The sequence below is a fragment of the Sphingomonas ginsenosidivorax genome (assembly GCF_007995065.1).
Taxonomy (GTDB): domain Bacteria; phylum Pseudomonadota; class Alphaproteobacteria; order Sphingomonadales; family Sphingomonadaceae; genus Sphingomonas; species Sphingomonas ginsenosidivorax.
Genome location: NZ_VOQR01000001.1, coordinates 1,761,680 through 1,788,473, shown reverse-complemented (window position 1 = coordinate 1,788,473; position 26,794 = coordinate 1,761,680). Strand labels below are relative to the sequence as shown.

27 protein-coding genes are annotated in these 26,794 nt (G+C 68.9%); 12 read left to right on the top strand and 15 right to left on the bottom strand.

Translation table 11 applies throughout. The features are described 5' to 3' along the window. The first annotated feature begins 76 nt into the window (after window positions 1-76). Both FSB78_RS08140 and FSB78_RS08135 read left to right on the top strand, forming a co-directional pair. Window positions 77-628 carry a hypothetical protein gene (locus FSB78_RS08140; RefSeq protein WP_147081683.1) on the top strand — a complete coding sequence of 184 codons (552 nt, stop codon included), beginning with the start codon at window positions 77-79 and terminating at the stop codon, window positions 626-628. 261 nt (window positions 629-889) lie between these two features. Continuing rightward, window positions 890-2,986 (top strand): malate synthase G, encoded by a 2,097-nt coding sequence (locus tag FSB78_RS08135; RefSeq protein ID WP_147081681.1) that lies wholly within the window; start codon window positions 890-892, stop codon window positions 2,984-2,986. Here FSB78_RS08135 and FSB78_RS08130 read toward each other — a convergent pair. Then, on the bottom strand, window positions 2,978-4,981 hold the full coding sequence (locus FSB78_RS08130) for an acyltransferase family protein (RefSeq protein ID WP_147081679.1): 2,004 nt from the start codon (window positions 4,979-4,981) through the stop codon (window positions 2,978-2,980). The genes FSB78_RS08135 and FSB78_RS08130 overlap by 9 nt on opposite strands. Before the next feature lie 132 nt (window positions 4,982-5,113). Here FSB78_RS08130 and FSB78_RS19090 point away from each other — a divergent pair, with 132 nt between their 5' ends. Together FSB78_RS19090 and mprF are read left to right on the top strand one after the other, a co-directional pair. After that, the gene (locus FSB78_RS19090) at window positions 5,114-5,848 is read left to right on the top strand and encodes an AcvB/VirJ family lysyl-phosphatidylglycerol hydrolase (RefSeq protein WP_158637978.1); all 735 of its coding nucleotides are present in this window, start codon (window positions 5,114-5,116) and stop codon (window positions 5,846-5,848) included. Next, window positions 5,845-8,394 (top strand): bifunctional lysylphosphatidylglycerol flippase/synthetase MprF, encoded by a 2,550-nt coding sequence (gene mprF, locus FSB78_RS08125; RefSeq protein WP_158637977.1) that lies wholly within the window; start codon window positions 5,845-5,847, stop codon window positions 8,392-8,394. Before FSB78_RS19090 ends, mprF begins: the two co-directional genes overlap by 4 nt. A gap of 9 nt (window positions 8,395-8,403) precedes the next feature. Here the strand turns inward: mprF and FSB78_RS08120 are convergent, their stop codons facing one another. Both FSB78_RS08120 and FSB78_RS08115 read right to left on the bottom strand, forming a co-directional pair. Beyond that, complete coding sequence (locus FSB78_RS08120; protein WP_147081675.1) at window positions 8,404-9,402, bottom strand: inorganic phosphate transporter; 999 nt, start codon at window positions 9,400-9,402, stop codon at window positions 8,404-8,406. Window positions 9,403-9,555: 153 nt separating this feature from the next. After that, window positions 9,556-10,674, bottom strand: coding sequence for a DUF47 family protein (locus FSB78_RS08115; protein ID WP_147084083.1), 1,119 nt, complete (start codon window positions 10,672-10,674; stop codon window positions 9,556-9,558). 180 nt (window positions 10,675-10,854) lie between these two features. On the opposite strand from FSB78_RS08115, the gene FSB78_RS19255 reads away from it, so the two are divergent. Beyond that, window positions 10,855-11,022: a hypothetical protein gene (locus FSB78_RS19255; RefSeq protein WP_199743137.1), complete on the top strand. Its 168-nt coding sequence runs from the start codon at window positions 10,855-10,857 to the stop codon at window positions 11,020-11,022. 21 nt (window positions 11,023-11,043) lie between these two features. Here FSB78_RS19255 and FSB78_RS08110 read toward each other — a convergent pair whose 3' ends face one another. Further along, a complete protein-coding gene (locus FSB78_RS08110) occupies window positions 11,044-12,333 on the bottom strand; it encodes an MFS transporter (protein ID WP_147081673.1) in 1,290 nt (429 codons plus the stop codon). Window positions 12,334-12,448: 115 nt separating this feature from the next. On the opposite strand from FSB78_RS08110, the gene pgsA reads away from it, so the two are divergent. Genes pgsA through FSB78_RS08095 form a run of 3 tightly spaced genes read left to right on the top strand, consistent with a single transcriptional unit; the run spans window position 12,449 to window position 13,700 of the window. Further along, window positions 12,449-13,000, top strand: a complete 552-nt coding sequence (pgsA, locus tag FSB78_RS08105) for a CDP-diacylglycerol--glycerol-3-phosphate 3-phosphatidyltransferase (RefSeq protein ID WP_147081671.1) — start codon at window positions 12,449-12,451, stop codon at window positions 12,998-13,000. Window positions 13,001-13,002: 2 nt separating this feature from the next. Next, window positions 13,003-13,260, top strand: a complete 258-nt coding sequence (gene moaD / locus FSB78_RS08100; protein WP_147081669.1) for a molybdopterin converting factor subunit 1 — start codon at window positions 13,003-13,005, stop codon at window positions 13,258-13,260. Then, complete coding sequence (locus tag FSB78_RS08095) at window positions 13,257-13,700, top strand: molybdenum cofactor biosynthesis protein MoaE (RefSeq protein WP_147081668.1); 444 nt, start codon at window positions 13,257-13,259, stop codon at window positions 13,698-13,700. The genes moaD and FSB78_RS08095 overlap by 4 nt, the downstream gene beginning before the upstream one ends. A 194-nt stretch (window positions 13,701-13,894) precedes the next feature. Here the strand turns inward: FSB78_RS08095 and FSB78_RS08090 are convergent, their stop codons facing one another. From FSB78_RS08090 to FSB78_RS08080, 3 genes are all read right to left on the bottom strand, one after another. Beyond that, on the bottom strand, window positions 13,895-14,575 hold the full coding sequence (locus FSB78_RS08090; RefSeq protein ID WP_147081666.1) for a fasciclin domain-containing protein: 681 nt from the start codon (window positions 14,573-14,575) through the stop codon (window positions 13,895-13,897). 102 nt (window positions 14,576-14,677) lie between these two features. Beyond that, window positions 14,678-15,304, bottom strand: a complete 627-nt coding sequence (locus FSB78_RS08085; protein WP_147081664.1) for a fasciclin domain-containing protein — start codon at window positions 15,302-15,304, stop codon at window positions 14,678-14,680. Between the two features lie 74 nt (window positions 15,305-15,378). Further along, window positions 15,379-16,278: a hydrogen peroxide-inducible genes activator gene (locus FSB78_RS08080; RefSeq protein WP_147081662.1), complete on the bottom strand. Its 900-nt coding sequence runs from the start codon at window positions 16,276-16,278 to the stop codon at window positions 15,379-15,381. 144 nt (window positions 16,279-16,422) lie between these two features. Here FSB78_RS08080 and FSB78_RS08075 point away from each other — a divergent pair, with 144 nt between their 5' ends. The 4 genes from FSB78_RS08075 to FSB78_RS08060 all read left to right on the top strand — a co-directional run bounded on the left by FSB78_RS08075 (window position 16,423) and on the right by FSB78_RS08060 (window position 18,735). Further along, window positions 16,423-16,968: a peroxiredoxin gene (locus tag FSB78_RS08075; RefSeq protein WP_147081661.1), complete on the top strand. Its 546-nt coding sequence runs from the start codon at window positions 16,423-16,425 to the stop codon at window positions 16,966-16,968. Between the two features lie 128 nt (window positions 16,969-17,096). Continuing rightward, complete coding sequence (gene ahpD / locus FSB78_RS08070) at window positions 17,097-17,618, top strand: alkylhydroperoxidase, AhpD family (RefSeq protein ID WP_147081659.1); 522 nt, start codon at window positions 17,097-17,099, stop codon at window positions 17,616-17,618. Between the two features lie 98 nt (window positions 17,619-17,716). Then, the gene (epsC, locus tag FSB78_RS08065) at window positions 17,717-18,397 is read left to right on the top strand and encodes a serine O-acetyltransferase EpsC (protein ID WP_147081657.1); all 681 of its coding nucleotides are present in this window, start codon (window positions 17,717-17,719) and stop codon (window positions 18,395-18,397) included. Beyond that, window positions 18,397-18,735, top strand: coding sequence for a DUF2794 domain-containing protein (locus FSB78_RS08060; protein ID WP_147081655.1), 339 nt, complete (start codon window positions 18,397-18,399; stop codon window positions 18,733-18,735). The genes epsC and FSB78_RS08060 overlap by 1 nt, the downstream gene beginning before the upstream one ends. Here FSB78_RS08060 and FSB78_RS08055 read toward each other — a convergent pair. The 8 genes from FSB78_RS08055 to FSB78_RS08020 form a co-directional block, all read right to left on the bottom strand. Beyond that, the gene (locus tag FSB78_RS08055; RefSeq protein WP_147081653.1) at window positions 18,732-19,763 is read right to left on the bottom strand and encodes a hypothetical protein; all 1,032 of its coding nucleotides are present in this window, start codon (window positions 19,761-19,763) and stop codon (window positions 18,732-18,734) included. The two genes, FSB78_RS08060 and FSB78_RS08055, sit on opposite strands and share 4 nt — an antisense overlap. Window positions 19,764-19,942: 179 nt before the next feature. Beyond that, window positions 19,943-20,398, bottom strand: a complete 456-nt coding sequence (locus FSB78_RS08050; RefSeq protein WP_147081651.1) for a hypothetical protein — start codon at window positions 20,396-20,398, stop codon at window positions 19,943-19,945. A gap of 290 nt (window positions 20,399-20,688) precedes the next feature. Beyond that, window positions 20,689-21,381: a phosphate regulon transcriptional regulator PhoB gene (phoB, locus tag FSB78_RS08045; RefSeq protein ID WP_147081649.1), complete on the bottom strand. Its 693-nt coding sequence runs from the start codon at window positions 21,379-21,381 to the stop codon at window positions 20,689-20,691. Window position 21,382: 1 nt separating this feature from the next. After that, window positions 21,383-22,069, bottom strand: coding sequence for a phosphate signaling complex protein PhoU (gene phoU / locus FSB78_RS08040; RefSeq protein ID WP_147081647.1), 687 nt, complete (start codon window positions 22,067-22,069; stop codon window positions 21,383-21,385). A gap of 14 nt (window positions 22,070-22,083) precedes the next feature. Then, the gene (gene pstB / locus FSB78_RS08035; protein WP_147081645.1) at window positions 22,084-22,863 is read right to left on the bottom strand and encodes a phosphate ABC transporter ATP-binding protein PstB; all 780 of its coding nucleotides are present in this window, start codon (window positions 22,861-22,863) and stop codon (window positions 22,084-22,086) included. Continuing rightward, window positions 22,863-24,161: a phosphate ABC transporter permease PstA gene (gene pstA / locus FSB78_RS08030; RefSeq protein ID WP_147081643.1), complete on the bottom strand. Its 1,299-nt coding sequence runs from the start codon at window positions 24,159-24,161 to the stop codon at window positions 22,863-22,865. The genes pstB and pstA overlap by 1 nt, the downstream gene beginning before the upstream one ends. After that, window positions 24,154-25,530 (bottom strand): phosphate ABC transporter permease subunit PstC, encoded by a 1,377-nt coding sequence (gene pstC / locus FSB78_RS08025; RefSeq protein ID WP_147081641.1) that lies wholly within the window; start codon window positions 25,528-25,530, stop codon window positions 24,154-24,156. The genes pstA and pstC overlap by 8 nt, the downstream gene beginning before the upstream one ends. A gap of 232 nt (window positions 25,531-25,762) precedes the next feature. Beyond that, window positions 25,763-26,779 (bottom strand): substrate-binding domain-containing protein, encoded by a 1,017-nt coding sequence (locus tag FSB78_RS08020; protein WP_147081639.1) that lies wholly within the window; start codon window positions 26,777-26,779, stop codon window positions 25,763-25,765. Window positions 26,780-26,794: the final 15 nt, after the last annotated feature.

Sequence of the window (26,794 nt, the reverse complement as noted above, 5' to 3'; positions counted from 1 at the left end):
GTCCCGATAGGATGACGGAGACGGTCGCCATCAGCCTTAGCAATTTCGCAGCACGGCCTGGCCGGTAGCGGACGGCATGGCGCGCGCCCTGAAAGTCTATCGCACCGCGGCGGGGTTTCACGACGCCTATGTCGCGGCCTCCAGCCAGAAGGCGGCGCTCGAAGCCTGGGGTAGCGACCATGACCTGTTCGCGCGCGGGATCGCCGAACTGGTGACCGACCCTGCGCTGACTGCCGAGCCGCTGGCGTCGCCCGGGACCGTCATCAAGCGCTCGCGGGGGAGCGCGGCCGAGCAGATCGCTTCTCTACCAGCGCGAAAGCCGCGCGCCGCGGCGGTCGAGACGGCAGAGCCGGCCAGCGCGGAAAAGCCGGTCAAACCGAAGCCCAAACCCAAGCCGCCCAAGCCCGATCGGTCGGCGGTCGAAGCTGCCGAGGAGGCGCTGGAGGCGCTGCGTCGCGATCACGACAAGGCCCAGCGCGCACTGGCGAAGCGCGAGGCGGATCTGGCGCGCGAGCGACGCGCGGTCGAACGCAAGCAGGACGCCGCGCTGCGCGAAACGCAGGCCGAGGTCGATGCCGCCAGAGACGCGTATGACGCCAAATTGCGCGCCTGGCGCGCGGCGCGGTAGCTGCCCCGGTTCATACGGGATTCAGCGGGCGGGGTCATAAGCCGCGGCAGAGGCATCGCCTGCGTATCGCGTACCTTCAGCGCCCCGCCCTGTTCCAGTCACACGGACGGCGGGGCGCGCTTTCGCATGATTCTGGTCGCCGGTCAGCCTGCGGGATTATGTCCTGTGAGGAACAGCTGCTTCGCGTTTTTGTCCTCTACTGTGCATCGTGGCGAGCGGGTATGATCGTCCGCAACGATAAAGCAGGACGAGGAGCTGGCGATGACGATGTACCACGACCGTGCAGGATTGCATGTTGCGCCCGTGCTGGCGTCGTTCGTCGAGGAGCGTGCGTTGCCCGGCACGGGGATCGCGGCGTCGGCGTTCTGGCAGGCTCTGGCGGACCTGTTCGCCCGGTTCGCGCCGGAGAATGCGCGGTTGCTGGCGACGCGCGACGATCTGCAGGCGAAGCTGGACGCGTGGTACGCCGCGCGTGCCGGTCAGGCAGCCGATCCGGCCGAGTATCAGGCGTTCCTGCGTGAGATCGGGTATCTCGTTCCCGAGCCTGCGCCGTTCGCGATCACGACGCAGGGTGTCGATGACGAGGTCGCGCGAATTGCCGGGCCGCAGCTCGTGGTGCCGATCCTCAACGCACGGTTCCTGCTCAACGCGGCGAACGCGCGATGGGGCAGCCTGTACGATGCGCTCTACGGGACCGACGCGCTGGGCGCGCTGCCGAGCGGGGGCGGCTATGATCCGGCGCGTGGGGCGAAGGTCGTCGCCTGGGCGAAGGCGTTCCTCGATCGCGCCGTGCCGCTGGCGGACGGGCCTTGGGCGGACTGGGGCGGGGGCGATCCGGTGCTGGCGGACCCCTCGCAGTTCGTCGGGCGGGCAGGGGACACGCTGCTGCTGCGTCATCACGGGCTGCATATCGAGCTGGTGATCGATCGCGGCCATCCGATCGGGCGCGACGATCCGGCGGGGCTGGCCGACGTCATCCTCGAATCCGCGCCGACCACGATCGCCGATCTCGAGGATTCGATCGCCGCGGTCGACGCCGACGACAAGGTCGCGGCCTATGCGAACTGGCTGGCGTTGATGCAGGGCGGTCTGGAAGCGTCGTTCGAGAAGGGCGGCGCGACGATGACGCGGCGGCTGGCGGCGGATCGCGACTATGTCGCGCCCGACGGCACTGCGTTCACGCTGCCGGGGCGCAGCCTGATGTTCGTGCGCAACGTCGGGCACCTGATGACGACGCCGGCGGTGCTGTTGCCGGGCGGAGCGGAGGCGCCCGAGGGTATCCTCGATGCGGCCGTGACTGCGCTCTGTGCGCTCCACGACGTCGCGGGCGCGCGCGCCAACAGTCGCGCCGGGTCGATCTACATCGTCAAGCCGAAGATGCACGGGCCGGAGGAATGCGGCTTCACCGACCGGCTGTTCGATGCGGTCGAGGACATGCTCGGGCTCGCGCGGCACACGATCAAGGTCGGGGTGATGGACGAGGAACGCCGCACCAGCGCGAATCTTGCCGCGTGCATCCACGCCGTGCGCCACCGGATCGCGTTCATCAACACTGGCTTCCTCGATCGCACCGGCGACGAGATGCACAGCGCGATGCGGGCGGGCCCAATGATCCGGAAGGCGGAGATGAAGGGCGCGGCGTGGATCGGCGCGTACGAGGATCGCAACGTGCAGATCGGGCTCGCCTGCGGGCTCGGCGGGCGCGCGCAGATCGGCAAGGGGATGTGGGCCGCGCCGGACCGGATGGCCGAGATGCTCGCGCAGAAGATCGGGCATTCGACGAGTGGCGCGAGCACCGCCTGGGTGCCGAGCCCGACCGCGGCGACGCTGCACGCGACTCACTATCACGACGTCGACGTGGCCGCGCGCCAGGCGGCGCGCGCGCACGAGCCGGTCGCCGACCTCGACTCGCTTCTGACCGTGCCGGTGGCGACAGGCCGGAACTGGCGACCCGACGAGGTGCACGAGGAACTCGACAACAATGCGCAGGGGATCCTCGGCTATGTCGTGCGCTGGGTCGACCAGGGGATCGGGTGTTCGAAGGTGCCCGACATTCATGACGTCGGACTGATGGAGGACCGCGCGACGCTCCGGATCTCGTCGCAGCATATCGCGAACTGGCTGCTCCACGGTGTGGCGACGCCCGAGGAGGCGGATGCGGCGCTGCGCCGGATGGCGGCGCGGGTCGATGCGCAGAATGCGGGGGATCCGGCCTATCGGCCGATGGCCGGGCACGAGGAGGAGAGCCTGGCCTTCCAGGCGGCGCGCGCGCTGGTGTTCGAGGGGCTGTCGCAGCCGAACGGCTATACCGAGCCGCTGCTCCACCGCTTCCGCGCCGCGGCCAAGGCGTCAGGGTAGGGCGGGAATGCGCGCAAGGACGAAGTCGGCGCCGGCGCGTGAGAGATGCTGCGTGTCAATGTAGAAGGGCATGTCGTCGTCGCCGGTGCGACAGCGCTGCGCGTCGCACAGGATGGCGCGGAGCGCGACGTGGCGCACGCCGGGGACTGCGGTCGCGCTGGCGGCGACGATCCGGCTCGCATCGTCGTCGAGCGGCGAGACCAGCGCGCGCGGCGCTGTGCCGTCCGATCCCAGCGCCGGGCTCACGCGGCGCTCGATCGCGCGGCGGGCGGGCAAGACTCCGGACCAGGCATGGAGCGCGGGGTCGAAGCCGATCCAGGGCACGTCGCCGAGGACCAGCACCGATTTCCCCGCACGCCGCAGCGTCACGAGCGTGCGGGTGAGCGCGATGCGCAGTTCGTCGGCATTGGTCCGCGCCCTGCCGGCCGGATCAGTGTCGACCAATCCGTCGCCCATTACTTGCGCGCGCGTGCTGAACGGCGACTGCCAGAAGGCGGTGAGCACGACCAGTTTCACGCGGGGGTCGCTCGCGGCGCGGGTTATCGCGGCGGTGTTGAACGCGGCGCAGGCGCGCGATGCGCCGGGATGCTCGGTCATCCGCAAGGTCGCGCCGAGCAGCGGTGGACAGGACGCCGCGGTCATCTGCAGCACGCCGTAGCCGTGTCGGGCGACCCGCTCGCGGAGTGCGTCGCCCAGCGCGGACGCGTGGCTGTCGCCCAGCAGTGCAATCAGTGGGGCGTCGCCGCGTGGCGCGCAGGCCGGCGACAGATTGGGGCGGTCGGTGCCATAGCCGGCAAGGCACGGATTGCCGCGACCGGCATCCAGCATCGCCTCGACCCGCGCGCCCGATGGTCCGACTCGCGCCGGGATGCCGCCCGACAGCGCTATTCCGCCGAACGCCAGGCTGCAAAGCGCGAGCGTGGCGGCGTAGCGCCTGACCGTCCTGCGGTCGCTGCCTGACGCCGGGCGGCGGAACGGGCGTTCGATCCAGCGCCAACACAGCCAGGCGGGCAGGATCGATCCGAACCCGACGAGGATCGGCAGCGCGGGCGGCACCGGCCCGGCCGCGGCGACGCGGAGCAACGCGAGTAGCGGCCAGTGCAGCAGGTACCAGGAATAGGAGATCAGCCCGATCGCGACGAGCGGGCGGCTGGCGAGCAGGCGGCGGTTGAGGCCGCTGTCGGGGGCGGCGAGCAGCGCGACCGTGCCGAGCGTCGGCAGCAGCGCCGCATGACCGGGAAAGCGGACATGCTCGTCGAACAGCGTGACGCTCGCGACGATAGCGCACAGCCCGGTGGCGGACAGCCACGGCTGGAGCCTGCCGGGCACGCGGTACCCGGCAGCGTGGGCCATCGCGAGCGCTACGCCGAAGCCGAGCTCCCAGGCGCGCGTCGGCAGCAGGTAGAAGGCCTCGACCGGTCGCAGCGGTGTCGCGATCACCGAGATCGCGAGCGACACCGCGACCAGCGCGAGCGTTGCGCCGAGCCGCGTGCGCGCCGCCGACCGGCGCAGCAGCAGCAGGACGGGGGGCAGTAGCAGGTAGAATTGCTCCTCGATACCCAGCGACCAGGTCATCAGGAACGGCGCGAGCCGCGCATCGGGGACGAAATAGTCGGTGCTGTGGACGAACCACAGGTTCGAGACGCCGAGCAGCGCGGCGGTGACGGAGATGGCCAGCGCCTCGAGTTCGCCGGGTCCGAGCAGGACGAGGCCGAGCGCGACGGTGCCGAGCGCGGTCGCGATCAGCGCGGGCACGATACGCCGCGCGCGCCGCGCATAGAAGGCGGCGAATCCGAACCGGCCTTCGCCGATCTCGCGGTCGACGATGCCGCCGATCAGATAGCCCGAGATCACGAAGAAGACGTCGACGCCGGCGAATCCGCCCGACACGCCCGAGATGCCGGCGTGGAACGCCACCACGGCGGTGACCGCGATCGCGCGAAGGCCATCGATGTCGCCGCGATAGGGCAGCGCGCGGTGCGATCCGGTCGTCATGCTCTGCCCCCTAGCGCGGATAGACGAACAACTGGTTGATCCAGCACGGCTTCCACGGACGTCGCCGTGGGTATAGCAATCGTCGTCCGCCCGTCATCGGCCTGTCATGCGGGGTGGAGAACTAGTCATGCGATGACCGACTCCGTTTCCTCGCACCCTCGGCCGCGCATCGCGCGGCTGGCCGGGATCATCCTGGTCGTCGCGCTGTTCGGGCGGTTGTGGTCCGGCGGCTATCTCGATCGCAGCGCGATCCGGCGGTTTCCGGCGGAGACGCATGCGGGCCCGGTGGACGCGCTGTTCTTCTCGGGCGATGCCGGGATGCGGTTCGGCATGGGGCCGTTCATCGCCGAGGCGCTCGCCGCACGCGGGGCGAGCGTCACCGCGGTCAGCACGTCGACGCTGTTCCGGTACGGCGCGACGCGAGGCGAACTCAACCGGCGGGTCGCGGACGCGGTCGCGCACGCCGAGCAGGCGGCGGGCTCGCGCAAGCTGGTCGTCATCGGCCAGTCCTACGGCGCGGACGTGCTGCAGACCGGGCTCGCGCATCTCCCCGTTCGTCTGCGCGAGCGGATCGCCGGCATCGTGCTGATCGTGCCGGGCACCGGGACCTATTTCCGGGCCGATCCGCTCGGCCTTACCTACGAGCTCGAACCGGACAGCCGGTCGATCGAGACCGTGTCGGCGATCGACTGGACGCCGTTGACCTGCATCTACGGCGCCGACGAGACCGACAGCGTCTGCCCGCTGCTGCGGATGCGCAACGCAGCCGTCGTCCGGCTGCCGGGCGGGCATTATCTGAACCACGACAAGCCGGGCGTCGCCGCCGCCGTGCTGCGCGCCGCGCGCCTCGACCCGGTACGCCCGTGAGCGCTCCGATTATCGAGCGGATACGCGACAACCGCCGCGCGCTGGCGATCGCGGTGGCGGTTCTGCTCGCGCTTGCCGGGTTCGAGGCGCTGCACCTGATGCTGCGCGAGGTGCATCTGCGCGATGTCCGTGCGGCGTGGAGCGCGACGCCGCACTGGCGGATCGTCGCGGCGCTGGCGCTTACGACGATCAGTTACCTGGCGCTGACTGGCTACGACATGATCGGGCTGCGCGTGATCGGCCGGCCGCAGCCCTGGCCGCTGGCAGCGGTGGCGTCGTTCACCAGCTTCACGATCAGCAACACCTTCGGGCTGACGCTGATCACCGGCGGGTCCGCGCGCTACCGCGCCTATGGATCGGTCGGTCTGCGCGTTGGCGAGATCGCGAAGCTTGGGGTTCTGACCAGCCTGGTCTTCTGGGCCGGGGTCGCGGGCACGGCCGCGATCGCGCTGCTCGCGGCGGTCGGGCCGGTCCCGATCGGGGGACTGGCCGTGTCGCCCGGTGTCGCGCACGCGTTGGGCGCGGCGTTGCTAGCCATGCTGCTGGCGCTGCCGGTCGCGCGCGCAGCGGGGCTGAGGCAGGTCAGGCTCCTGCGCTGGACAGTGACGCTGCCCAGCGTCGCGCAGTTCGCGGGGCTGGGCGTGGTCGCACTGATCGACCTGATGGCGTCGGCGGCGACGCTGGCGGTGCTGGTGCCCGGCCTCGACGCGACGGCGCTGCCCGGTTTCGTCCTCGCTTACGCGCTCGCGCTGCTGGTGGGTGCGGCGACGCATGTGCCGGGCGGGATCGGCGTGTTCGAGGCGGTGCTGCTGGGTGCGGTGCCGCAGGATCGGCCGGCGGTGTTCGCCGCGCTCCTGCTGTACCGGCTGATCTATTATCTGGTGCCGCTGCTGCTCGCGTGCGTGCTGGTGGTGGGGATCGAAGGCGCGCGGTTGCGCCGGCCGATCGGCACCGGGCTGCGACTGCTCGATCGCGCCGCGCGCGCGCTGGCGCCGACGCTGGTCACTTTGCTCGTGTTCGCGGGCGGGATGGCACTGCTGGTGTCGGGGGCGTTGCCGGGTGTGCAGTACCGCCTCGCGAGCCTGGACGGCGTGCCGCTGCCGCTGGTCGAGGGCTCGCATCTCGCGGGCAGCCTGGCGGGAATGGCGCTGCTGCTGGTCGCGCCCGCGCTCAACGCGCGGCTGACCAGCGGCTTCCACGTCGCGCGCGTGCTGCTGATCGGCGGCGCGCTGTTCTCGCTGATGAAGGGGCTCGATTATGAGGAAGCGGGGATCCTGCTGATCGTCGCGATGGCCCTGCAATACAGCCGCCGCGCGTTCCATCGGCAGGGTGGCGTACTGTCGCAACCGCTCGACTGGGCGTGGTTGATGGCGGGGCTGGGGGCGCTGGGGCTGAGCCTGTGGGCTGGGTTCTTCGCGTACAAGCGCGTACCCTACAGCACCGAGCTGTGGTGGCATTTCGCGCTCGACGGCAATGCGCCGCGGTTCCTGCGCGCGAGCTTCGGCGCAGGTGTGATGATGACGACCGCGATTGCGTGGCGCCTGCTGCTGGGGCGACCCGCGCCCGCGCCGGGGCCGGCGCTTCCCGACGACGTCGCCGCACGCGCGATGGCGGTATCCCCGCGGAGCGACGCCAATCTCGCCTATACCGGCCGCAAGCGCTTCATCCTGTCCGACGCCGGCGACGCCTTCCTGATGTACGGCGTGCAGGGGCGGACCTGGATCGTGATGGGCGATCCGGTGGGCCCGCGCGAACGCTGGGGAGAGCTGGTCTGGGCGACGCGGCGCGCCTGCGACGCCGCGCGGGGGCGGCTGTGCTTCTTCCAGGCGAGCGAGGCGATGCTGGCGCTGTTCGTCGATCTGGGGCTCGCCACGTACAAATATGGCGAGGAGGCGCATATCCCGCTCGCCGGGTTCACGCTGCAGAGCCCGAAGGCCAAGGCGCTGCGCCATGGCCGCAAGCGCGCCATCGCCGCCGGGCTGACCTTCGCGATCGTGCCGCGCGCGGACCTGCCGCCGCTGCTGGGCGAATTGCGCGCGATCTCGGACGAATGGCTGCGCGCGCGCGGGGTGCACGAGAAGAGCTTCAGCCTGGGGACGTTCGCCGAGGCGTATATGCTGCGCTTCGATTGCGCGGTGGTGCGCGACGGCGACGCGGTGGTCGCGTTCGCCAATATCTGGACGAGCGGCGACGGCGCCGAAATGTCGGTCGACCTGATGCGCCATCGCGACGCGGTGTCCTATGGTACGATGGACTTCCTGTTCGTCGAACTGCTCGAGCGCGGCAGGGCGGAGGGGTTCGTGCGGTTCAACCTGGGGATGGCGCCGCTGTCGGGGATCAACGGCGACCGGCTCGCGCCTGCCTGGGCCAAGCTGGCGCGGACGCTGTTCGAGAATGGCGAGCGGTTCTACAGTTTCGCGGGGCTGCGCGCGTTCAAGAGCAAGTTCGACCCGGTCTGGACGTCGCGTTATGCCGCGACGGTGCACGGCCTGGGCGCCGGCGCGGCGCTGATCGATCTCGTCGCGGCGGTCAACGGTGCCGACTGACCGCGCCGTTCAGGCGAACAGCCCGGTCAGCCAGTAGGTGCCGGCACCGATCAGCGCGGCGGCGGGCAGCGTCAGCGTCCAGGCGACGATGATGTTGCTCGCGACGTTCCAGCGTACCGCGGACAGCCGGCGCGCGGCGCCGACGCCGACGATCGAGCCGGTGATGGTGTGCGTCGACGACACCGGGATGCCCCAGATGTTGGCGGCGAACAGCGTGATCGCACCGCCGGTCTCCGCGCAGAACCCTTGCGCCGGGGTCAGCCGCGTGATCTTCGACCCCATCGTGTGGACGATCCGCCAGCCGCCCGACATCGTGCCGATCGCCATAGCCGCCTGGCACGACAGCACGACCCAGAACGGGATGTGGAAGGTGCCGCCGAGCATGCCTTGAGAATAGAGCAGCACCGCGATGATCCCCATCGTCTTCTGCGCGTCGTTGCCGCCGTGCCCGAGCGAATAGAGCGCGGCGGAGATCAGCTGCAGCTTGCGGAAGCGCCGGTCGACGCCGAGCGGGGTGAGCCTGAGGCTGGTCCAGGCGACGGCGAGGACCAGCACGAGCGCGAGCAGCAGCCCGATTGCGGGCGAGGCGAAGATCGCGACGACGGTGCGGATGACACCGCTCCACACGATCGCGCCAAAGCCGATCTTGGCGATGCCTGCGCCGAGCAGGCCGCCGATCAGCGCATGGCTGCTGCTCGACGGGATGCCGAGCACCCAGGTGATGACGTTCCACGCGATCGCGCCGATCAGCGCGGCGAAGATCACCTGCGCGTCGATCACCTCGGCATGGACGATCCCGGTGCCGACGGTCTGCGCGACGTGGAGACCGAACACGGCGAACGCGATGAAGTTGAAGAACGCCGCCCAGAGCACGGCATATTGTGGCTTGAGGACGCGCGTCGAAACGACCGTCGCGATCGAGTTTGCGGCGTCGTGCAGCCCGTTGAGGAAGTCGAACAGCAGCGCGATGCCGATCAGACCGCAGAGCAGGGGGAGGGAGAGGATCATGCCGCCCCCCCGATCGCCGAGCCGCCACCCCGGCGGAGGCCGGGGCCCAGGTGGGAAGGCAGATTTAACGGGGCGCTGTCCGTCGTCACGGGAGTCCCCCAACTGGGCCCCGGCCTTCGCCGGGGTGGTCTGGGAGTGAAGATGTCGCGCGGCTCAAGCATGGTCGATGACCAGCCCCTGGATCTCGTTCGCGACATCCTCGAAGCGGTCGACGATCTTCTCCAGGCTGCCATAGAGTTCGCGGCCGACGATGAACGCCATCGGGTCGCTGCCGCCCTTCGAGGCGTGAAACAGCGCCTTGATCCCGGTATCGTGGATGTGGTCGGCATGACCCTCGATCTGGATCAGCCGCGCGGTCAGGTCGTGGAGGCGGCCGGCGTTGGAGCCGAGCGAGCGGAGCAACGGAATCGCCTCGGCGGTGATGCGTGCGGCTTCGACGATGATGCCGGCCATGTCGCGCATCTCGGCGGGGAATTCGGTCACCTCGTACAGTAGGATCGCGTTGGCGGTGCCGTTCATCTGGTCGATCGCGTCGTCCATGACGCCGATCAGGTCGGTAATCGCGCTGCGGTCGAACGGCGTCACGAACACGCGGCGGACGTCCTGCAGGACTTCGCGGGTGATGTCGTCGGCCTCGTGTTCGCGGCGGACGATCTCGGCGACCTGTGCCTCGATCAGGCCTTCGCCGTGCAGCAGCCGCGCGAGCGCGTCGGCGCCCGCGACCAGCGTGGCGGCATGCGCGTCGAACAGCTCGAAGAACCGGCCCTGTTTCGGCATCAGCGACTGGAACCAGCCCAGCATCGGAATTCTCCTTCTCGCGCTCGTGCGCACGGCCGGTAAAATGCGTTGCGCGAACGTCGGCAGGACCGGAGGTTCGCGGAAAGCCGCGATCAGCGCCTTCAATTCGGGCTCATCCACCGCCGCCGCGGCGCGATCAAGCGGAAACCAGCGGGTGTCGCGCTGATGCCGCTCGGGCCAGTCCGCGACCTGCTCGACAAAGGCGAGCGGAAAGACGGTGACGACCAGGTCGCGGTAGCGGCCGGTGCGGCGCTTCTTGCGGTAGGCGAAGCTGCCGACGGCGAACGCGCACGGAATGCCGCGGATGCCCGCTTCCTCATAGGCTTCCTGCGCGGCGGCCTCGTGCGCGGCGAGGCCGGGAATCGGGTTGCCCTTGGGGATCACCCAGCGGCCGGTGTCGCGCGAGGTGATGAGCATGACCTGCGTACCGCCCTGTGCGTCGACGATATAGGGTAGAGCGCCAATCTGCTGGATGTCGGGTGTCCCGTGTCGGTGGATCGGCGATGCTACAGGCGACGGGGTGGCGTGCAACCACGATTTTCCGGCGTCGATCGGCCGGGCAGCATGTCCGCAAACCGTCCCATTTCCGCACAGCGCGAACTTAACCATCTTCGGCTCTGGGCTAAATCGTAAACGCCGCGTTAACTCTTCGCCATGACAAGACGCCTCGTCCTCACCCAAGAAGCCGCCCGCCATCCGTTCCGCCGGTCGCTACCGCCAACCGCCGTGAAACCGGCGCGCAAGAACGACGACGAGGACTGGAAGCTCTTCGTGCTGAGCTTCGCCGCGTTCTTCACCTGCTTCTACAGCTTCATCTTCTGAACGGGCCCGGCGGCCTGCGCGTCAGTCGCAGGCGCGGTGGAGTTTCTGCGCGAGCCAGGCCGAGACCAGGCACATCGCCGCGACCAGGAACAGCATGTCCTCGGGCGTCACGCCCAGCGCGGTGATGCCGAGGACCGCGACCGCGCCGATCGTCATCGCGCCGGCATTGACGACGTTGTTTGCCGCCACGGTGCGCGCGGTCTGATCCTTTTCGACGGTGGTCGTCAGGAACGCGTAGAGTGGCACGACGAACATGCCGCCGGTGATCGCGATCGCGAGAAGGGTCGCCAGCAGCAGGATCGACCCGGGCTGCGCGACGAAGCCGGCCCAGTCGTAATAGGTGCCCGCCGGCGACCGCGTCCAGTGGCGCGCGATGAACGAGAACAGCACGACGAACGCGCCCATGCCGATGACCGAGGCGGGCGAGTATTTGGCCGAGATCTTGCCCTTCAGCATCGAGTTGATGACCACCGATCCGATCGCGACGCCGACCGAGAACACCGCGATCACGAAGCTCGCGACGCGTTCGTCGGCGGTCAGCACGTTCTTCACCAGCGGCGGGAAGATGATGATCAGCACCGACCCGATCGTCCAGAAGAAGCTGATCGCACAGATCGCGAGAAACAGCCTCGGGATGTGCAGCGTCGCGCTGATCAACCGCCATGAGGCGGTGAACGGGTTGTAGTCGAGCTTGAGCAGCGGCCCTTCGCGCGGTGCCGGCGGCACCTGGCGCGCGGCGAACCAGCCGACCACCGCGATCACCAGCACGGTCGCGGCGGCGCCCTCGATCGAGATCCAGCCGGCGAGCACGGTGCCCATCAGGATCGCGAGATAGGTGCCGGCCTCGACCAGCCCGGTGCCGCCCAGCACCTCGTGCGGACGCAGGTGCTGCGGCAGGATCGCGTATTTGATCGGCCCGAAGAACGTCGAGTGCACGCCCAGACACAGCACCGCGCCGAGCATCAGCGACACGCCGACCGTCGAATGCCCCGCACGCGCGACCATCAGGCCGGTGGCGCCGAGCAGCATGATGCCGATCTCGACGGTCTTCACGATCCGGATGATCCGGGCTTTGTCGTGGCTGTCCGCCAATTGCCCGGCGAGCGCCGACAGCAGGAAGAACGGCAGGATCGAGATGCCGGTCGCCAGCGCGTTGAAGTTCGCCTCCATCTTCGGGTCGTTGAAGATGGCGTAGGTCGCGAACAGGACCATCGAGGTCTTGAACAGATTGTCGTTGAACGCGCCGAGGAACTGCGTGGTGAACAGGGGTAGGAAGCGACGTTGCTTCAGCAACCCCATGGCGTTGAGCATAACGAGAAATGGCCCGATCGTGGCAAACTGACGGCGTCGCTCTTACCCCAGCCCCGGGACGACGCCAACGCTTAAACCGGTTTCGTGGCGGCGCCGACCGGTATAGGGGTGGAGGGTGTGGACCTTGCCTAACCTTCTGACGCTGTCGCGGATCGTCGCGGTACCCCTGCTCGTAGCCTTTCTGTGGTGGCCCGGTTGGGCCGCCGGCTACGGCATCGCGTTCGCGTTATATTGCCTGATGGGCGTCACCGATTATTTCGACGGATATCTCGCGCGCGCCAATGGCGCGGTGTCGCGGCTCGGCATCTTCCTCGACCCGATCGCGGACAAGATCATGGTCGCGGCCGTCGTGCTGATCCTGGTCGGCACACGCGACATCGCCGGGCTCGAGGTCATCGCCGCGCTGATCATCCTGCTGCGCGAGATCGCGGTCTCCGGGCTTCGCGAGTTTCTGGCGCAGGTCCAGGTCTCGGTCCCGGTATCGCGACTCGCCAAGTGGAAGACGACGCTGCAGCTGGTCGCGCTGGGCGGAATCATCCTGGGCGGCGCGCTGCCGACGATGGCGTGGGTGCACCAGGTCGGGATCGTCGCCCTTTGGGGCGCAGCGGTCCTGACCGTCCTGACGGGCTGGGATTACCTGCGCGTCGGCCTGAAGCATATGGACTGACCATGACGATCGAGATGCTGTATTTCGCCTGGGTGCGCGAGCGCGTGGGCGTCGCCGAGGAACGCGTGAATCCGCCGGCGGAGGTCACCACCGTCGGCGAACTGGTAGACTGGCTGGCTGGACTGGACGATGCACATGCCGACGCGTTTGCAGAGCGTGGTCGCTTGCGTGCTGCGGTGGATCAGGCGTTCGTGGCGTTCGATACGCCGATCGCCGGCGCGCGCGAGATCGCGATCTTTCCGCCGGTGACCGGCGGATGATCCACGTCGCGGTACAGCGGAATGCCATCGATCTTCCGGTCGAGATGGCGCGCGCGGAAATGGCGGGCGCCGGCGCGGTGGTGACGTTCACCGGCCTCGTCCGGGCCGACGACGGAGTCGATACGCTCGAGCTCGAACATTATCCCGGTGCGACGGAGGCGGCGCTTCGCGTGGTCGCGCAGACCGCGGTCGACCGCTGGGCGCTGCAGGCGGCGACGATCGTCCACCGCGTCGGGCCGATGGGGCCTGGCGAGCGGATCGTGTTCGTCGCGGCGACGGCGCCGCATCGTGGTGCGGCTCTGGAGGCGTGTGCGTATCTCATCGACCGGCTGAAGACCGACGCGCCGTTCTGGAAACGCGAGACGCGGGGCGGAGAGGCGTCCTGGGTCGAGGCGCGGGAAACGGATGAGGCGGCCGCCGCGCGGTGGCAGGCGGAATAGCCGGCTGGGGGGAGCGATCCGAGCGCAATCGTAGTTGAATACACTACCCCGGCGAAGGCCGGGGCCCAACTGGAAAGGTTGCAGTGACCGCGGGCTGGCCGCCGTCACCAATGTCCCCCAATTGGGCCCCGGCCTTCGCCGGGGTGGTGTTTCGTTCTAGGGAAGGGCGCCGGTTCTCCCCGGCGCCCGAAGCCTTACCCGATTTTCGGCACGCTCATGCCGTTGGTCAGGTGGACGACGCCGTTGGTCGCCTTGACGTCGGCGGTGTCGACATAGGCCTTGCCGCCGTTGACGTCGGTCAGCATCACGTTGCCGTTCTCGCCGAGCGAGGCGATCAAAGGCTGGCCGGCGAGCGTCGTCAGCGTCGCCTTGCCGCCGCCGGCGGTGATCTGCGCCTTGATCTGGTCCGCGGTCAGCGCGCCGGCGACCACGTGATATTTGAGGATCGTCGCCAGGCTGGCGGACGACGCCGGCTTCATCAGCGTGTCGAGCGCGCCCGGCGGCAAGCGGCTGAACGCCTCGTCATTGGGAGCGAATACGGTGAACGGACCGGGGCCTGCGAGCGTCGCGTCGAGCTTCGCCGCGGCAACCAGCTTGACGAGGGTCGCGTGGTTGGGAAGCGTCGGCAGCGCCTGCGTGATCGTCGTCGTCGGTGCGGCCGCGGGTGCGGCGGGGGCAGCCGGCGCGCCGGCCTGCGGAGCCGCGGTGGTCGTGCCGGCCTGCGGTGCGGCCGGTGCCATCGGCGCGGCGGTCGTCGTCCGCGGCTGGCCTGCAGCGGGGGCGGGGGCAGGGGCGGCCGGCGCGGTCTGTGCGACTGCAGCGGTGCCGCACAGCAGCGCGGCGGTCGCGGCGATTAGGGTCGTCTGGCGGATCATGGAAAACTCCCGACTGGTGATAGACGGGGGACCAATGCCGTACGACCGCCGCGGTTCCATTGCCGCTGCGCAACGACCCGCCCGGCCGTTGCCGTCCGGCGATCAGCCGAGCTTGGGGACGATCACGCCGTTGACGACATGGACGATGCCGTTCGACTGGCGGACGTCGGCGGTCTCGACATAGCTCTTGTTGCCGTTGACGTCGGTCAGCGCGATGATCGTGCCGACCATCGTCGCGGTGATCGGGTCGCCCTCGACACTGGTCAGAGTCGCGGTGCCGCCACCGGTCATGATGCGTTCCTTCAACTGCTCGGCGGTGATCGACCCGGCGACGACGTGATAGGTCAGCACCTTGACCAGGGACGCCTTGTTCTCGGGCTTGAGCAAAGTATCGACCATGCCGGGCGCGAGGCGGCCGAACGCATCGTTGGACGGCGCGAAGACCGTGAACGGGCCGGGGCCCGACAGCGTCGTGGTCAGGTCGGCAGCCTTCACCGCCGCGACCAGGGTCGTCAGCGTCGGCGCCGCGGCGGCGTTCTCGACGATCGTCCGCGTGGCCAGCATCGGCGCGCCGCCGACCGCGGGATTGGGCGCGACCGGGCCGGGGGCGTCGCGGCCCGGCGCTTCGGCAACGGGAGTGGACGCGGTCTCGATCTTGTCCTTGCCACGGCTGCAGGCGCCCAGCGCGAGCGTGCTCGCGACGATCAGAAGCAGGGTCTTGGTCGACATGGTATCTCTCCGGAAGACGGCAGCGGGTCGGATACCATATGGTTACCGAGGCACAAGGTTCCCTGCGGCGTTGCCTACTGGGCTTCGGCCAGGACCTGCGCCAGCAGCTGGAAATCCTTTTCGCGCGGGCTGCCGCGCCGCCACACGAGCGCGATCCGCCGCACCGCATTGGCCTCGTCGAGCGGCTTGGCGGTAATGGTCGTGTTGTCGAGCAGCCCGGCCTTCAACGCCATTTCAGGCAGGATGGTGATCCCCAGGCCGTTGTCGACCATCTGCACGATGGTGTGGAGCGAGGTACCGAGCATCGTCGCCTCGGCGCGGATCTCCGGCCGGTTGCACGCCGCGAGCGCGTGGTCCTTGAGGCAATGCCCGTCCTCGAGCAGCAGCAGCCGCGTCTCGTCGATGTCGGCAGCGGCGATCGCGGGCAGTGCGCTCGGCATCTCGCCGGTCGGGAAGGCGAGGAACAACCGGTCCTCGAACAAGGTCTGGTGCGCGACCTCGCCGCACGCATAGGGGAGGGCGAGTAGCACGCAGTCCGCGCGGCCATTGTGCAGCCCCTCGCACGCAGCGCCGGTCGGCTCCTCGCGCAGGAACAGCTTGAGGTCCGGATAGCTCTCGCGGATCCGCGGCAGGATGCGCGGCAACATGAACGGGGCGATCGTCGGGATCACGCTCATCCGCATGTCGCCCGACAGCGGCCGCCCGGCGGCGCGCGCCATGTCGCCCAGTTCCTCGGCCTCGCGCAGCACGCGGCGCGCCTTGTCGGCGATGCGGTCGCCGAGCGGCGTGAAGCGGACGACTCGCCGCGTGCGCTCGACCAGCACGACGTCGATCAGCGTCTCGAGCTCGCGCAGGCCCGCCGACAACGTCGACTGGGTGACGAAACTCGCCTCGGCCGCGCGGCCGAAATGGCCGTGATCCTTCAGCGCGACCAGATATTGTAGTTGTTTAAGGGTAGGGAGATAGGTTGCCATTAATCGCCTCGATCGATCATTAAACGCGAGATAGGCTATTGGATCGATAAGGCAATCGCCTATATACGCGTTGCAACAGCCGAGCGGGCCGACCCGCCGATCCCGAGGATGCCTGGAGCCCGTAATCACTCCAGGAGAACCACCATGCTGACCATCGGCGATACCTTCCCCGCCCTGACCATCCCCGTCCAGCAGGGCACGGCCGCACTCCCGGCCGGCGAGACGCTCGACCTGACCACCGCCTATCCCGGCAAGTGGAAGGTGCTGTTCTACTGGCCGAAGGACTTCACCTTCGTCTGCCCGACCGAGATCGTCGGCTACAGCGAACTGAAGGGCGACTTCGAGGACCGCGACGCGGTGCTGATCGGCGCGTCGACCGACACCGCGCACGTCCACCTCGCCTGGCGCAAGTCGGATGCCGACCTGGCCAATGCCGACTTCCCGTGGCTCGCCGACAACGGCGCGAAGCTCGCAGAAGCGCTCGGCATCCTCGACAAGAACGAGCATGTCGCGTTCCGTGCGACCTTCACGATCGATCCGGACAACGTCATCCAGGCGGTCCAGGTCAACGGCCTGAACGTCGGCCGCAACCCCGCCGAGACGCTCCGCGTGCTCGACGCGCTGCAGACCGACGAGCTGTGCCCGTGCAACTGGAACAAGGGCGAGGACGTCCTCCAGCTCGCGGCGTAACGCTACATTCCCCTCCCGCGTGCGGGAGGGGCTAGGGGAGGGCGTGTCCACGGACGCGCCCTCTCTTTTTGCCTACAGGCCCTCCCCCGACCCCTCCCGCACGCGGGAGGGGGGAAGAAAGAACCATCATGTCGCTCAAGGAATTCGCCGGGACGCTTCCCGATTTCGCCAAGGACATCCGCCTCAACGTGGGCTCGCTGCTGAGCGAGCCGCAGCTGACCGACCAGCGCAAGTTCGGGCTGTTCCTCGCCTGCGCGCATGCGACCGGCTACAAGCCGCTGGTGGACGCGGCCGAGGCCGAATGCGCGCCCAAGCTCAGCCCTGAAGCCGCCAATGCGGCGCGCGCGGCGGCTGCGGTGATGGCGATGAACAACGTCTACTACCGCTTCACGCATCTCGCCGGGAACCAGGAATATCGCAACATGCCGGCCAAGCTGCGCATGAACGTGATCGGCCAGCCGGGGATCGACAAGGTCGATTTCGAGCTGTTCAGCCTGGCGGTGTCGGCGATGAACGGCTGCGGCATGTGCATCGACAGCCACGAGCAGATCCTGAAGAAGGCCGGCGTCACTGCCGATGCGATCCAGACCTCGGTGCGGATCGGCGCGGTGATCAAGGCCGTCGGGACCGTGCACGCCGCGATGAACTGAGTGCGTCGTCATCCCGGGCCCGTCCCGGGATGACGTCCGCTTCTGGAAATCTTCGGCCCGACCCCTTAGATACTCGCCCAGACAAAGGGGACGCGCGCATGGCGAACCGATTACTCGCCTATCTCGAATCGATTCGCGCGCGCGATCCGGCGCCGCGGTCGCTGGCTGAAATCCTGCTCTATCCCGGCGTCTGGGCGCTCGGCTGGCACCGCGTCGCGCACCGGCTGTTCAAGGCGCGGTTCTTTTTCCTCGCGCGCGCGGTGAACCATTGGTCGCGGTTCACGACCGCGATCGACATCCATCCGGGTGCGACGATCGGGCGCAATTTCTTCATCGACCACGGCTTCGTCGTGATCGGCGAGACCGCCGAGATCGGCGACGACGTCACGATCTACCAGTGCGTGACCTTGGGCGGCACCAGTCCCGACAACGGCGTCACGGGCAAGCGCCATCCGACGTTGATGGACGGCGCGATCGTCGGATCCGGCGCGCAGGTGCTGGGGCCGATCACGCTGGGGCCACGCTCGCGGGTCGGCGCGAACGCCGTCGTCACGCGGGACGTGCCCGAGGGGACGACCGTGGTCGGCATCCCGGCGCGGGCCACGACGGTCGCGGGCGGCATGGCGCCGGCCGCGCCGTTCGTCCCCTACGGCACGCCGTGCAGCGAGCTGTTCGATCCCGCGACGCAGCGGATGGAGATCATGCGCTGCGAACTCGAGACGATGCGCAAGCGCCTCGACGCGCTCCTCGCCGAACCCCAGGAGCGCGACCGCGCCTGATGGGAGTCGTCACGCCATTTCCCGGCCGCACGGCGCCGCTGCAGGTCGGGTTCGATCGCGCGGAACTGGGGCGGATTCTCGACCTGTACGGCCGGATGGTCGCGGCGGGGCACTGGCGCGACTATGCGATCGACCTCGGCACCGAGGCGGCGGTGTTCGCCTGCTTCCGCCGCGCCGCCGAACGCCCCGAATTCCGGATCGAGAAGCGCCCCAGCCTGCGTAACCGCCAGGGCATGTGGGCGCTGTTCGGCGAAGGCGGGATGGTCCTGAAGCGGGGGCACGAGCTGGGCCCCGTGCTCGCGCCGGTCGAGCGGCGGCTGATGAAGCTGGTCGACTAGGCGACCGCGACCGGTACCGGCGGCAACCGGCGGCCGAGATCGCCCAGGGTGCCGATGACCAGCCGTCGCATCGGCTGCCAGAATGCCGACAGGCTGAGCAGTGCGGAGCCGATCACCAGCCCGGTGATCGCCGCGCTCAGTTCGACCGCGCCGCTGGTCTTGATGAGCGCGTACATCGCGTAGAGGACATAGGCGAGGCTGGAGACCAGCAGCGCGCGACGATCGACCGCCAGCGCGATGAACCCGAACGCCAGGTACAGCACGAGCACGATCAGCGCGGTGCCGATGCCGATATCGTTGCCGAACACGCCGAGCATCTGGAACACCGGATGCGCGATCATCGGGGCTGCCGCCAGGTGCAGCCAGAAGGCGACGTCGGCGCGGCGCGTGATCCGGTCGCGGTCGCTGAGGTCCCAGCGCATCGCGAGTGCGAACACCGCGACCCCGGCGATCACCGACAGCGGCCATATCGCGCCCTTTGCCGACGGGATCGCGGCGAGCAGCAGCGCCAGCGCGAGGCCAGCGAGCGACGCCACCCCGGCGGCGACGGTGATCGGCACCGCGAACCGGCGCCAATGCACCCAGGCCCCCGCCGCCGCGGCGATCGCGGCGACCGCCGTGACCAGCGCCTGCGCCCGGTCGGAGCCATCGTGGCCGATCACCGCCATCCCGAACAGGCTGGCAGCACCAGCGATCCCGCCGACGAAAGCGAGCAGCAACAGGATGCTCGGCAACGCCATGCGACGCCGTGCGGTGAAGAATTCGGCGAGGCCCCATGCCACCGCCGCGACCGCCGCGGCGCCGACGCCGCTCGCGATGCTGCCGCCGATCTGGCCGACCGCCATCAGCAGGATGACCAGGGCGATCGAGACGAAGATGTCGTTGAACCCGGTCAGCAGCCGGAAATGCTCCTCGTCGACTGCGGGCGTCTCGCGGGCGGCGGCGACGTGGTTGCGAAACGCGTTCGCGGTGGCCGGCGTGAGCACGCCCGCGCTCACCGCATTGTCGATATCGCTCTCGCTATACATGGATGCCCCCCCCTGTTCGGGGCCGTCATAGCATCGGTGTATTGCGCTGACCATACAGTGCGGCGCGTCCGGTTGGTCGCTCAGGTGGCAGGCAGCAGAAAGGCGCCCCTCTCTTGCGAGAAGGGCGCCTTTCACCGCGGGTCGTGCCGGCGGACGATCACGTCCGCCGGCGGGACTGCTTACTTGCGGCGGCTCGACTTGCGGCCACCACCGCCCTGCATGCAGCCGTCATACTGGCCCTTCTTGCAGATCGGGTAGGATGCCTTGGGCGCCGGAGCCGGATAGGCCTGATCGGGCGACGGTGCCGGCTGGAAGCGCACGGTCGCGCCCGGGGCTGCGGGGCCCGAGGTGGCAGGGCCAGCGGGCTGGTAGCCACCGGCAGGCGTCGGCGCGTTCGGATCGGCGGCCATCGGCGCCGGCGCCATCGGAGCGGCAGGCGCAGCCGGTGCGGCCGGCGGTGCCATTGCCGGATCGGCGGCAGGGGCCGGTGCGGCCTGGTCTGCGGGCGACGGTGCTGCGGGGTCGGCAGCCGGCGGTGCCATCGCGGGATCGGCGGCCGGGGCCGTCTGCGGCGCGGTCTGCGCGATCACCGGGGCGGCGAGGAGGGCCGTTGCGGCGAGAAGGATGAACTTCATGCGTATCTCCTTAAATTCTTAGCGCTAGTTCATTAGCACCCCGCCCCAACGCGCCAGTGCAAACTTGGGTCCTTTGTTTCGGAGGCGATTCTTTTGGGGTGTGTGTACGCAGCCGGGAACCGGCGTTCCTTCGCGGGTCGGGGTGCGTCTCGTCAGCAACTGGCAGCTTCCGAGCATCAACCGTCACCCCAGCGTAGGCTGGGGTCTTTCGCGGCTCCTGTCCCGCGCTTGCCACGGGAGACCCCAGCCTTCGCTGGGGTGACGAAGGGGGGGCGTAAGCCGGGGAGGGCTTACCCGCCCGTATCCAGCGAATAGCCGGCCGAGCGCACGGTGCGGATGATGTCGGGGCGTTCGCCGACGTTGATCGCCTTGCGCAGCCGGCGGATGTGGACGTCGACGGTCCGTGCCTCGATGTCCGAATCATGCCCCCACACCGCGTCGAGCAGCCGCTCGCGCGAGAAGACCCAGCCGGGATGTTCGAGGAAATGCTTGAGCAGCCGGAACTCGGTCGGTCCGAGCGACACGACCTCGCCCGAGCGCCGTACCTTGTGGCCGACGGTGTCCATCTCGATGTCCGAATAGCTGAGCGCCTCGCCCGCCAGCGCCGGACGCACGCGGCGCAGCACCGCGCCGACGCGCGCGACCAGTTCGCGCGGCGAGAAGGGCTTGGTGACATAGTCGTCGGCGCCGGTCTCGAGCCCGCGGACGCGGTCCTCTTCCTCGCCGCGCGCGGTCAGCATGATGATGGGGACGTTCTGCGTCTCGGGCGCGCGGCGCAGTCGGCGGCAGACCTCGAGACCCGACAGCCCCTCGACCATCCAGTCGAGCAGGACGATGTCGGGCACCTTCTCCTTGGCGAGCAGCAAGGCCTCCTCGCCGTCGGGGGTGTGCGCGATCTCGAAATCCTCGCGCTTGAAATGCCACACCAGCAGTTCGGCGAGCGCCGCGTCGTCCTCGACCAGCAACATCCGTGCGCGTGCCATCTTACTGCTCCTGCTCGCCGCCGCGGTCGCGGTCGGCCATCTGGGTGCCGGTCGCGGCGAAATAGACCATCTCGGCGACGTTGGTGGCATGGTCGCCGATCCGCTCGAGATTCTTGGCGACGAACAGCAGGTGCGCGACCTGGCTGATCGTACGCGGGTTCTCGACCATGTAGGTGACGAGCGTGCGAAAGATGCTGTCGTAGAAATCGTCGAGCGCGGTATCGCTCTCGACCACGCGCATCGCCGCGGCGAAGTCGCGCGCGGCGAACGCGTCGAGTACCGCGCGGACCATGTCGCCGGCCATCCGGCCCATCGCGGGCAGGATCGAGATCGGCTCGATACGGTGCTCGCTCTCGATCATCGGCACGCGCTTGGCGATGTTCTTGGCATAGTCGCCGATGCGCTCGACCAGCCCGGCGATCTTGAGTGCCGCGACGACCTCGCGCAGGTCGACCGCCATCGGTGCGCGCAGCGCGATGATCTGCACCGCGAGCCGCTCGACTTCGGCCTCGAGCGCGTCGATGCGCTTGTCGTCGGCGCGGACCTGTTCGGCGAGGTCGAGGTCGCTGCGCGCGAGCGCCTGCATCGCGCGCGCGATCGCATCCTCGGCGAGCCCGCCCATCTGCGAGATCAGCCCGCGCAGGCGACCGATGTCGTTGTCGAAGGCCTTGACGGTATGAGAGTTCATGCTTGTCCCTCCACTCAGCCGTAGCGGCCGGTGATATAGTCCTTGGTGCGTTCCTCGTGCGGGTTGGTGAAGATGTCGGACGTGTTGCCGTACTCCACCAAAGTGCCGAGATGGAAGAACGCGGTCTTCTGGCTGACCCGCGCCGCCTGCTGCATGTTGTGCGTGACGATCACGATCGCGTAGCGGCCGCGCAGTTCGTGGATCAGTTCCTCGATCTTCGCGGTCGCGATCGGATCGAGCGCGGAGCAAGGCTCGTCCATCAGGATGACCTCGGGATCGACCGCGATCGCGCGCGCGATGCACAGCCGCTGTTGCTGCCCGCCCGACAGCGCGGTGCCGCTGTCGGTCAGGCGATCCTTGACCTCGTCCCAGAGCCCCGCGCGCCGCAGCGACTTCTCGACGATGCGGTCGAGATCGGCCTTGGTGCCCGCCAGCCCGTGGATGCGCGGGCCGTAGGCGACGTTCTCGTAGATCGATTTCGGGAAGGGGTTGGGCTTCTGGAACACCATGCCGACGCGCGCGCGCAGCTGCACGACGTCCATGTCGGGGGAATAGATGTCCTGCCCGTCGAGCTTGATGTCGCCTGTCACGCGCGCGCTGGCGACGGTGTCGTTCATGCGGTTGAGCGTGCGCAGGAAGGTCGACTTGCCGCAGCCCGAGGGACCGATGAACGCGGTGACCTCGTCCTGGTCGACGTCGATCGACACGTCGTTGATCGCCAGCTTGGTGCCGTACGAGACGCTGACGTTGCGCGCCGTCATCTTGAAATTCGGAGTCTTGGGAGTCTGTGGCATCACCAGCGGGTCTCGAATTTGTTGCGGAGGTAGATCGCGACGCCGTTCATCGCGAGCAGGAAGACGAGCAGGACGATGATCGCCGCCGAGGTCTTCTCGACGAAGCCGCGGCTGACCTGATCGGACCAGAGGAAGATCTGCACCGGCAGCACGGTCGCGGGATTGTCGAGCCCCGAGGGCGGCGCGGCGATGAACGCGCGCATGCCGATCATAAGCAGCGGCGCGGTCTCGCCCAGCGCGCGCGCCATGCCGATGATCGTGCCGGTGAGGATGCCCGGCAGTGCCAGCGGCAGGACGTGGTGGAACACGACCTGCACCGGCGACGCGCCGACGCCGAGGGCTGCGTCGCGGATCGACGGCGGCACCGCCTTGATCGCGTTGCGCCCGGCGATGACGATCACCGGCATCGTCATCAGCGCGAGCGTGAGCCCGCCGACGATCGGCGCCGAGCGCTGCATCCCGAACGTGCCGAGGAACACCGCGAGCCCGAGCAGCCCGAAGATGATCGAGGGGACCGCGGCGAGATTGTTGATCGAGACCTCGATCAGGTCGGTCCAGCGGTTCCTGGGCGCATATTCCTCGAGATAGAGCGCCGACAGCACGCCGATCGGGAAGGCGAGCAGCAAGGTCACCGCCATTGTCAGCAGCGAGCCCTTGAACGCGCCCCAGATGCCGACGCGCGTCGCGTCGGTGGAATCGGCCGACGTCAGGAAGGTCAGGCTGAGCGCGCTGGAGATCGCGTCGCGCGCCTCGAGCCGCGCCAGTACCGCTTCGGCCGCGGGGGTGCCGCGGCCCTTGGCGGCGACGTCGATCGGGCTGGCGACGGGGACCTCGAACACCGATTTGCGGGCGAGCAAAGTCGGATCGGCCTTGATCGCGTCGCGGACGGTCATCCAGGCGCCGTCGGACAGCAGGTCGGTGGCGTCCTCGCCGAACGCCTTGGTCGCCGCGCTGTCGACCGCGCCTTCGAGGTTGGCGGCGGCGAGCGCGAGGTCGGCGCCGCGGCCCTGCAGCCGTGCGGGCTCGACCGGCAGCTTGGCCGCGGCGAAGTCGATCGGCAGCGCGACGCGGGTTTCGGTGAACCCGGTCGCACCCTGGCTCAGCATCGAGACCAGCAGGAAGGCGAGGAACCCCGCCGACAGCCACACCGCCGCCATCCCGGCGAAGCGGAACCGGCGTTCGGACGCGTAGCGCCGGCGGATGCGCGCCTGCATCGCCTGCGTCGTCCAGTCGGTCGGCACGCGCTCGGCGGGCTCGGCACCGCTGGTCGGCAGCTGCGGGATGAGCGTCTCAATCATAGGCTTCACGGTACCGTTTGACGACGCGCAGCGCGACGATGTTGAGGAGCAGGGTGACGACGAACAGCGTCAGGCCCAGCGCGAACGCAGCGAGCGTCTTGGGGCTGTCGAACTCGGCCTCGCCGGTCAGCAGGTCGACGATCTGCTTGGTGACGGTGGTGGTGCTGGCAAACGGGTTCGCGGTCAGCGTGGCGACGCCGCTGGCGGCCATGACGACGATCATCGTCTCGCCGATCGCTCTGGAGACCGCGAGCAGCACGCCGCCGACCACGCCGGGAAGGGCTGCGGGCAGCAGCACGCGGCGGATCGTCTCCGACGAGGTCGCGCCCATGGCCAGGCTGCCGTCGCGCATCGACGAGGGCACCGCGGCGATCGAATCGTCCGCCATCGACGACACGAACGGGATGATCATGATGCCCATCACCAGCCCGGCGGCGAGCGCGCTCTCCGACGAGGCCCAGCTGATCCCGATCCACACCGCGAAGTCGCGCACCGCGGGCGCCACCGTCAGCGCGGCGAAATAGCCATAAACGACGGTCGGCACGCCCGCGAGCATCTCGAGGATCGGCTTCATCCATTTGCGCGTCGCGGGTGCGGCGTACTGCGTCAGGTAGATCGCGCTCATCAGGCCGAAGGGAATCGCGACGATCATCGCGATCACCGCGCCGATGAAGAAGGTGCCCCAGAACAGCGGCACCGCGCCGAGCGAGGCGCCGGGATCGCGCGCGTCGATCACCTGCGGGCTCCAGTGGGTGCCGAACAGGAAGTCGGTAATCGGTACGACCGAGAAGAAGCGCGCCGATTCGTAGAGCAGGGAGGCGACGATGCCGACGGTGGTCAGGATCGCGATCAGCGAGGCAGCGAGCAGCAGCAGCATGACCACGCGCTCGACCTGGCTGCGCGCGCCGAACCCGGGGCGGACGCGCGTGAAGGCGAACGCGCCGCCGGCAAAGGCGAGCAGCAGCGCGAGCGCGGTCGCGATCCAGTCGAACCGGTCCTGCGCGGCGGCATAGGCGGGCGCCAGCGTGCGCGCGAGTTCGTGGAACGCGCCGTAGCTGCGGCCCTCTGCAAGGCTGCGCGCTTCGGACAGCACCGACGCGCGGTCGAAGCCGGGCGGGGGAAGCTGCACCGCGGCGGGGGTGTTCAGCACCGTGTCGGTGACGAGCGCGGGCGAGACCAGGCTCCACGCGATCAGGAAGACGAGCGGCGGCACCATCGTCCACAGCGCGACGAACCAGCCGTGATGGCCCGGCAGCGAACTGAACCGCGCGGTCGTCCCGACGCGGAACCGCGTGGCGCGGACGCGTGCGGTGAGCCAGCCGATGAGGCCTAGGGCGAGGACGAGGAAGAGCAGGGCGAGCGCGGACATCAGGCGGTCGTTCCTCCGAGATCGAGCGGACCGGAGGCCCTACGCACCCCGTCACCTCCGGAAGAGCGCGGAACACCCGTCCCACACGCCCCGTCATCCTGAACTTGGTTCAGGATCCATCTGGCGGCACGCGCCGCGGACCGTGGGATCTGCCGCGCTATGGATCCTGAAACGAGTTCAGGATGACGGAGGAGGAGTTCAGGATGACGAAGCAAAAGGCGTGGAACGAAGCTCACGACAGCACCGCCGGATCCATCACGGTCTCGTTCTTCACGATCGCCGCCGAGCGCGCCTGGACCGCAGCGGGCGCGGCGATCAGCCCGCGCTTCACCAGCGGCCCGGTCGCGCCCCAGTTCGCCGCATAGAGCTTCAGCAGGTTCCGCAGCCCCGGGATTGCGGTCAGATGCGCCTTCTTCACGTAGATATAGAGCGGCCGCGACCCGGGATACGCATTGTCCGCGATCGAGGCATAGGTCGGCGCGACGCCCGAGATCGCGACCCCGTTCACCGAGTCCTTGTTTTCCTCCAGATAGGAATAGCCGAACACGCCGATCGCATTAGGGTTCGACTGCAGCTTCTGGACGATCAAATTGTCGTTCTCCCCGGCGTCGACATAGACGCCGTCCTCGCGGACGCGGGTGCACAGCGCCTTGTGCGCCTCGGGGTCGGACTTTGCGAGGCCGGGCGCGGTCGGATCGGACTCCTCGCAGCCCTTGGTCAGGATGAGTTCGGCGAGCGCGTCGCGGGTGCCGCTGGTCGCGGGCGGACCATAGACCTGGATCGGCACCGCGGGCAGCGCCGGATTCACGTCGCGCCATACCCGTGCGGTGTTGCGCTTGCCGCCGGGGTTCGCCGCCAGCGCCTTGTAGAGATCGACCGGAGTCAGCGTCATCTTCGGCCCGTTCTTCGCCTCGGCGAACGCGATGCCGTCGATGCCGACCTGGATTTCCAGGATGTCGCGCACGCCGTTCCTGGCGCACTGGGCATATTCGCTCGCCTTCATCCGGCGCGAGGCGTCCTCGATATCGGGATGCGCGGCGCCGACGCCCGCGCAGAACAGCTTCATCCCCGCGCCGGTGCCGGTCGATTCGATCACCGGCGCCTTCGCGTCGGGATCGTTCCCGACCAGCTGTTCGGCGATCATCGTCGTGAACGGATAGACGGTCGAGGACCCGACCGCGGCGATCTGGTCGCGCGAGCCCGCGCCGCCGCCGTTCGCCTGATCGACGCAGCCCGCCAGCGCCAGCATTCCAAGACCCAAAAC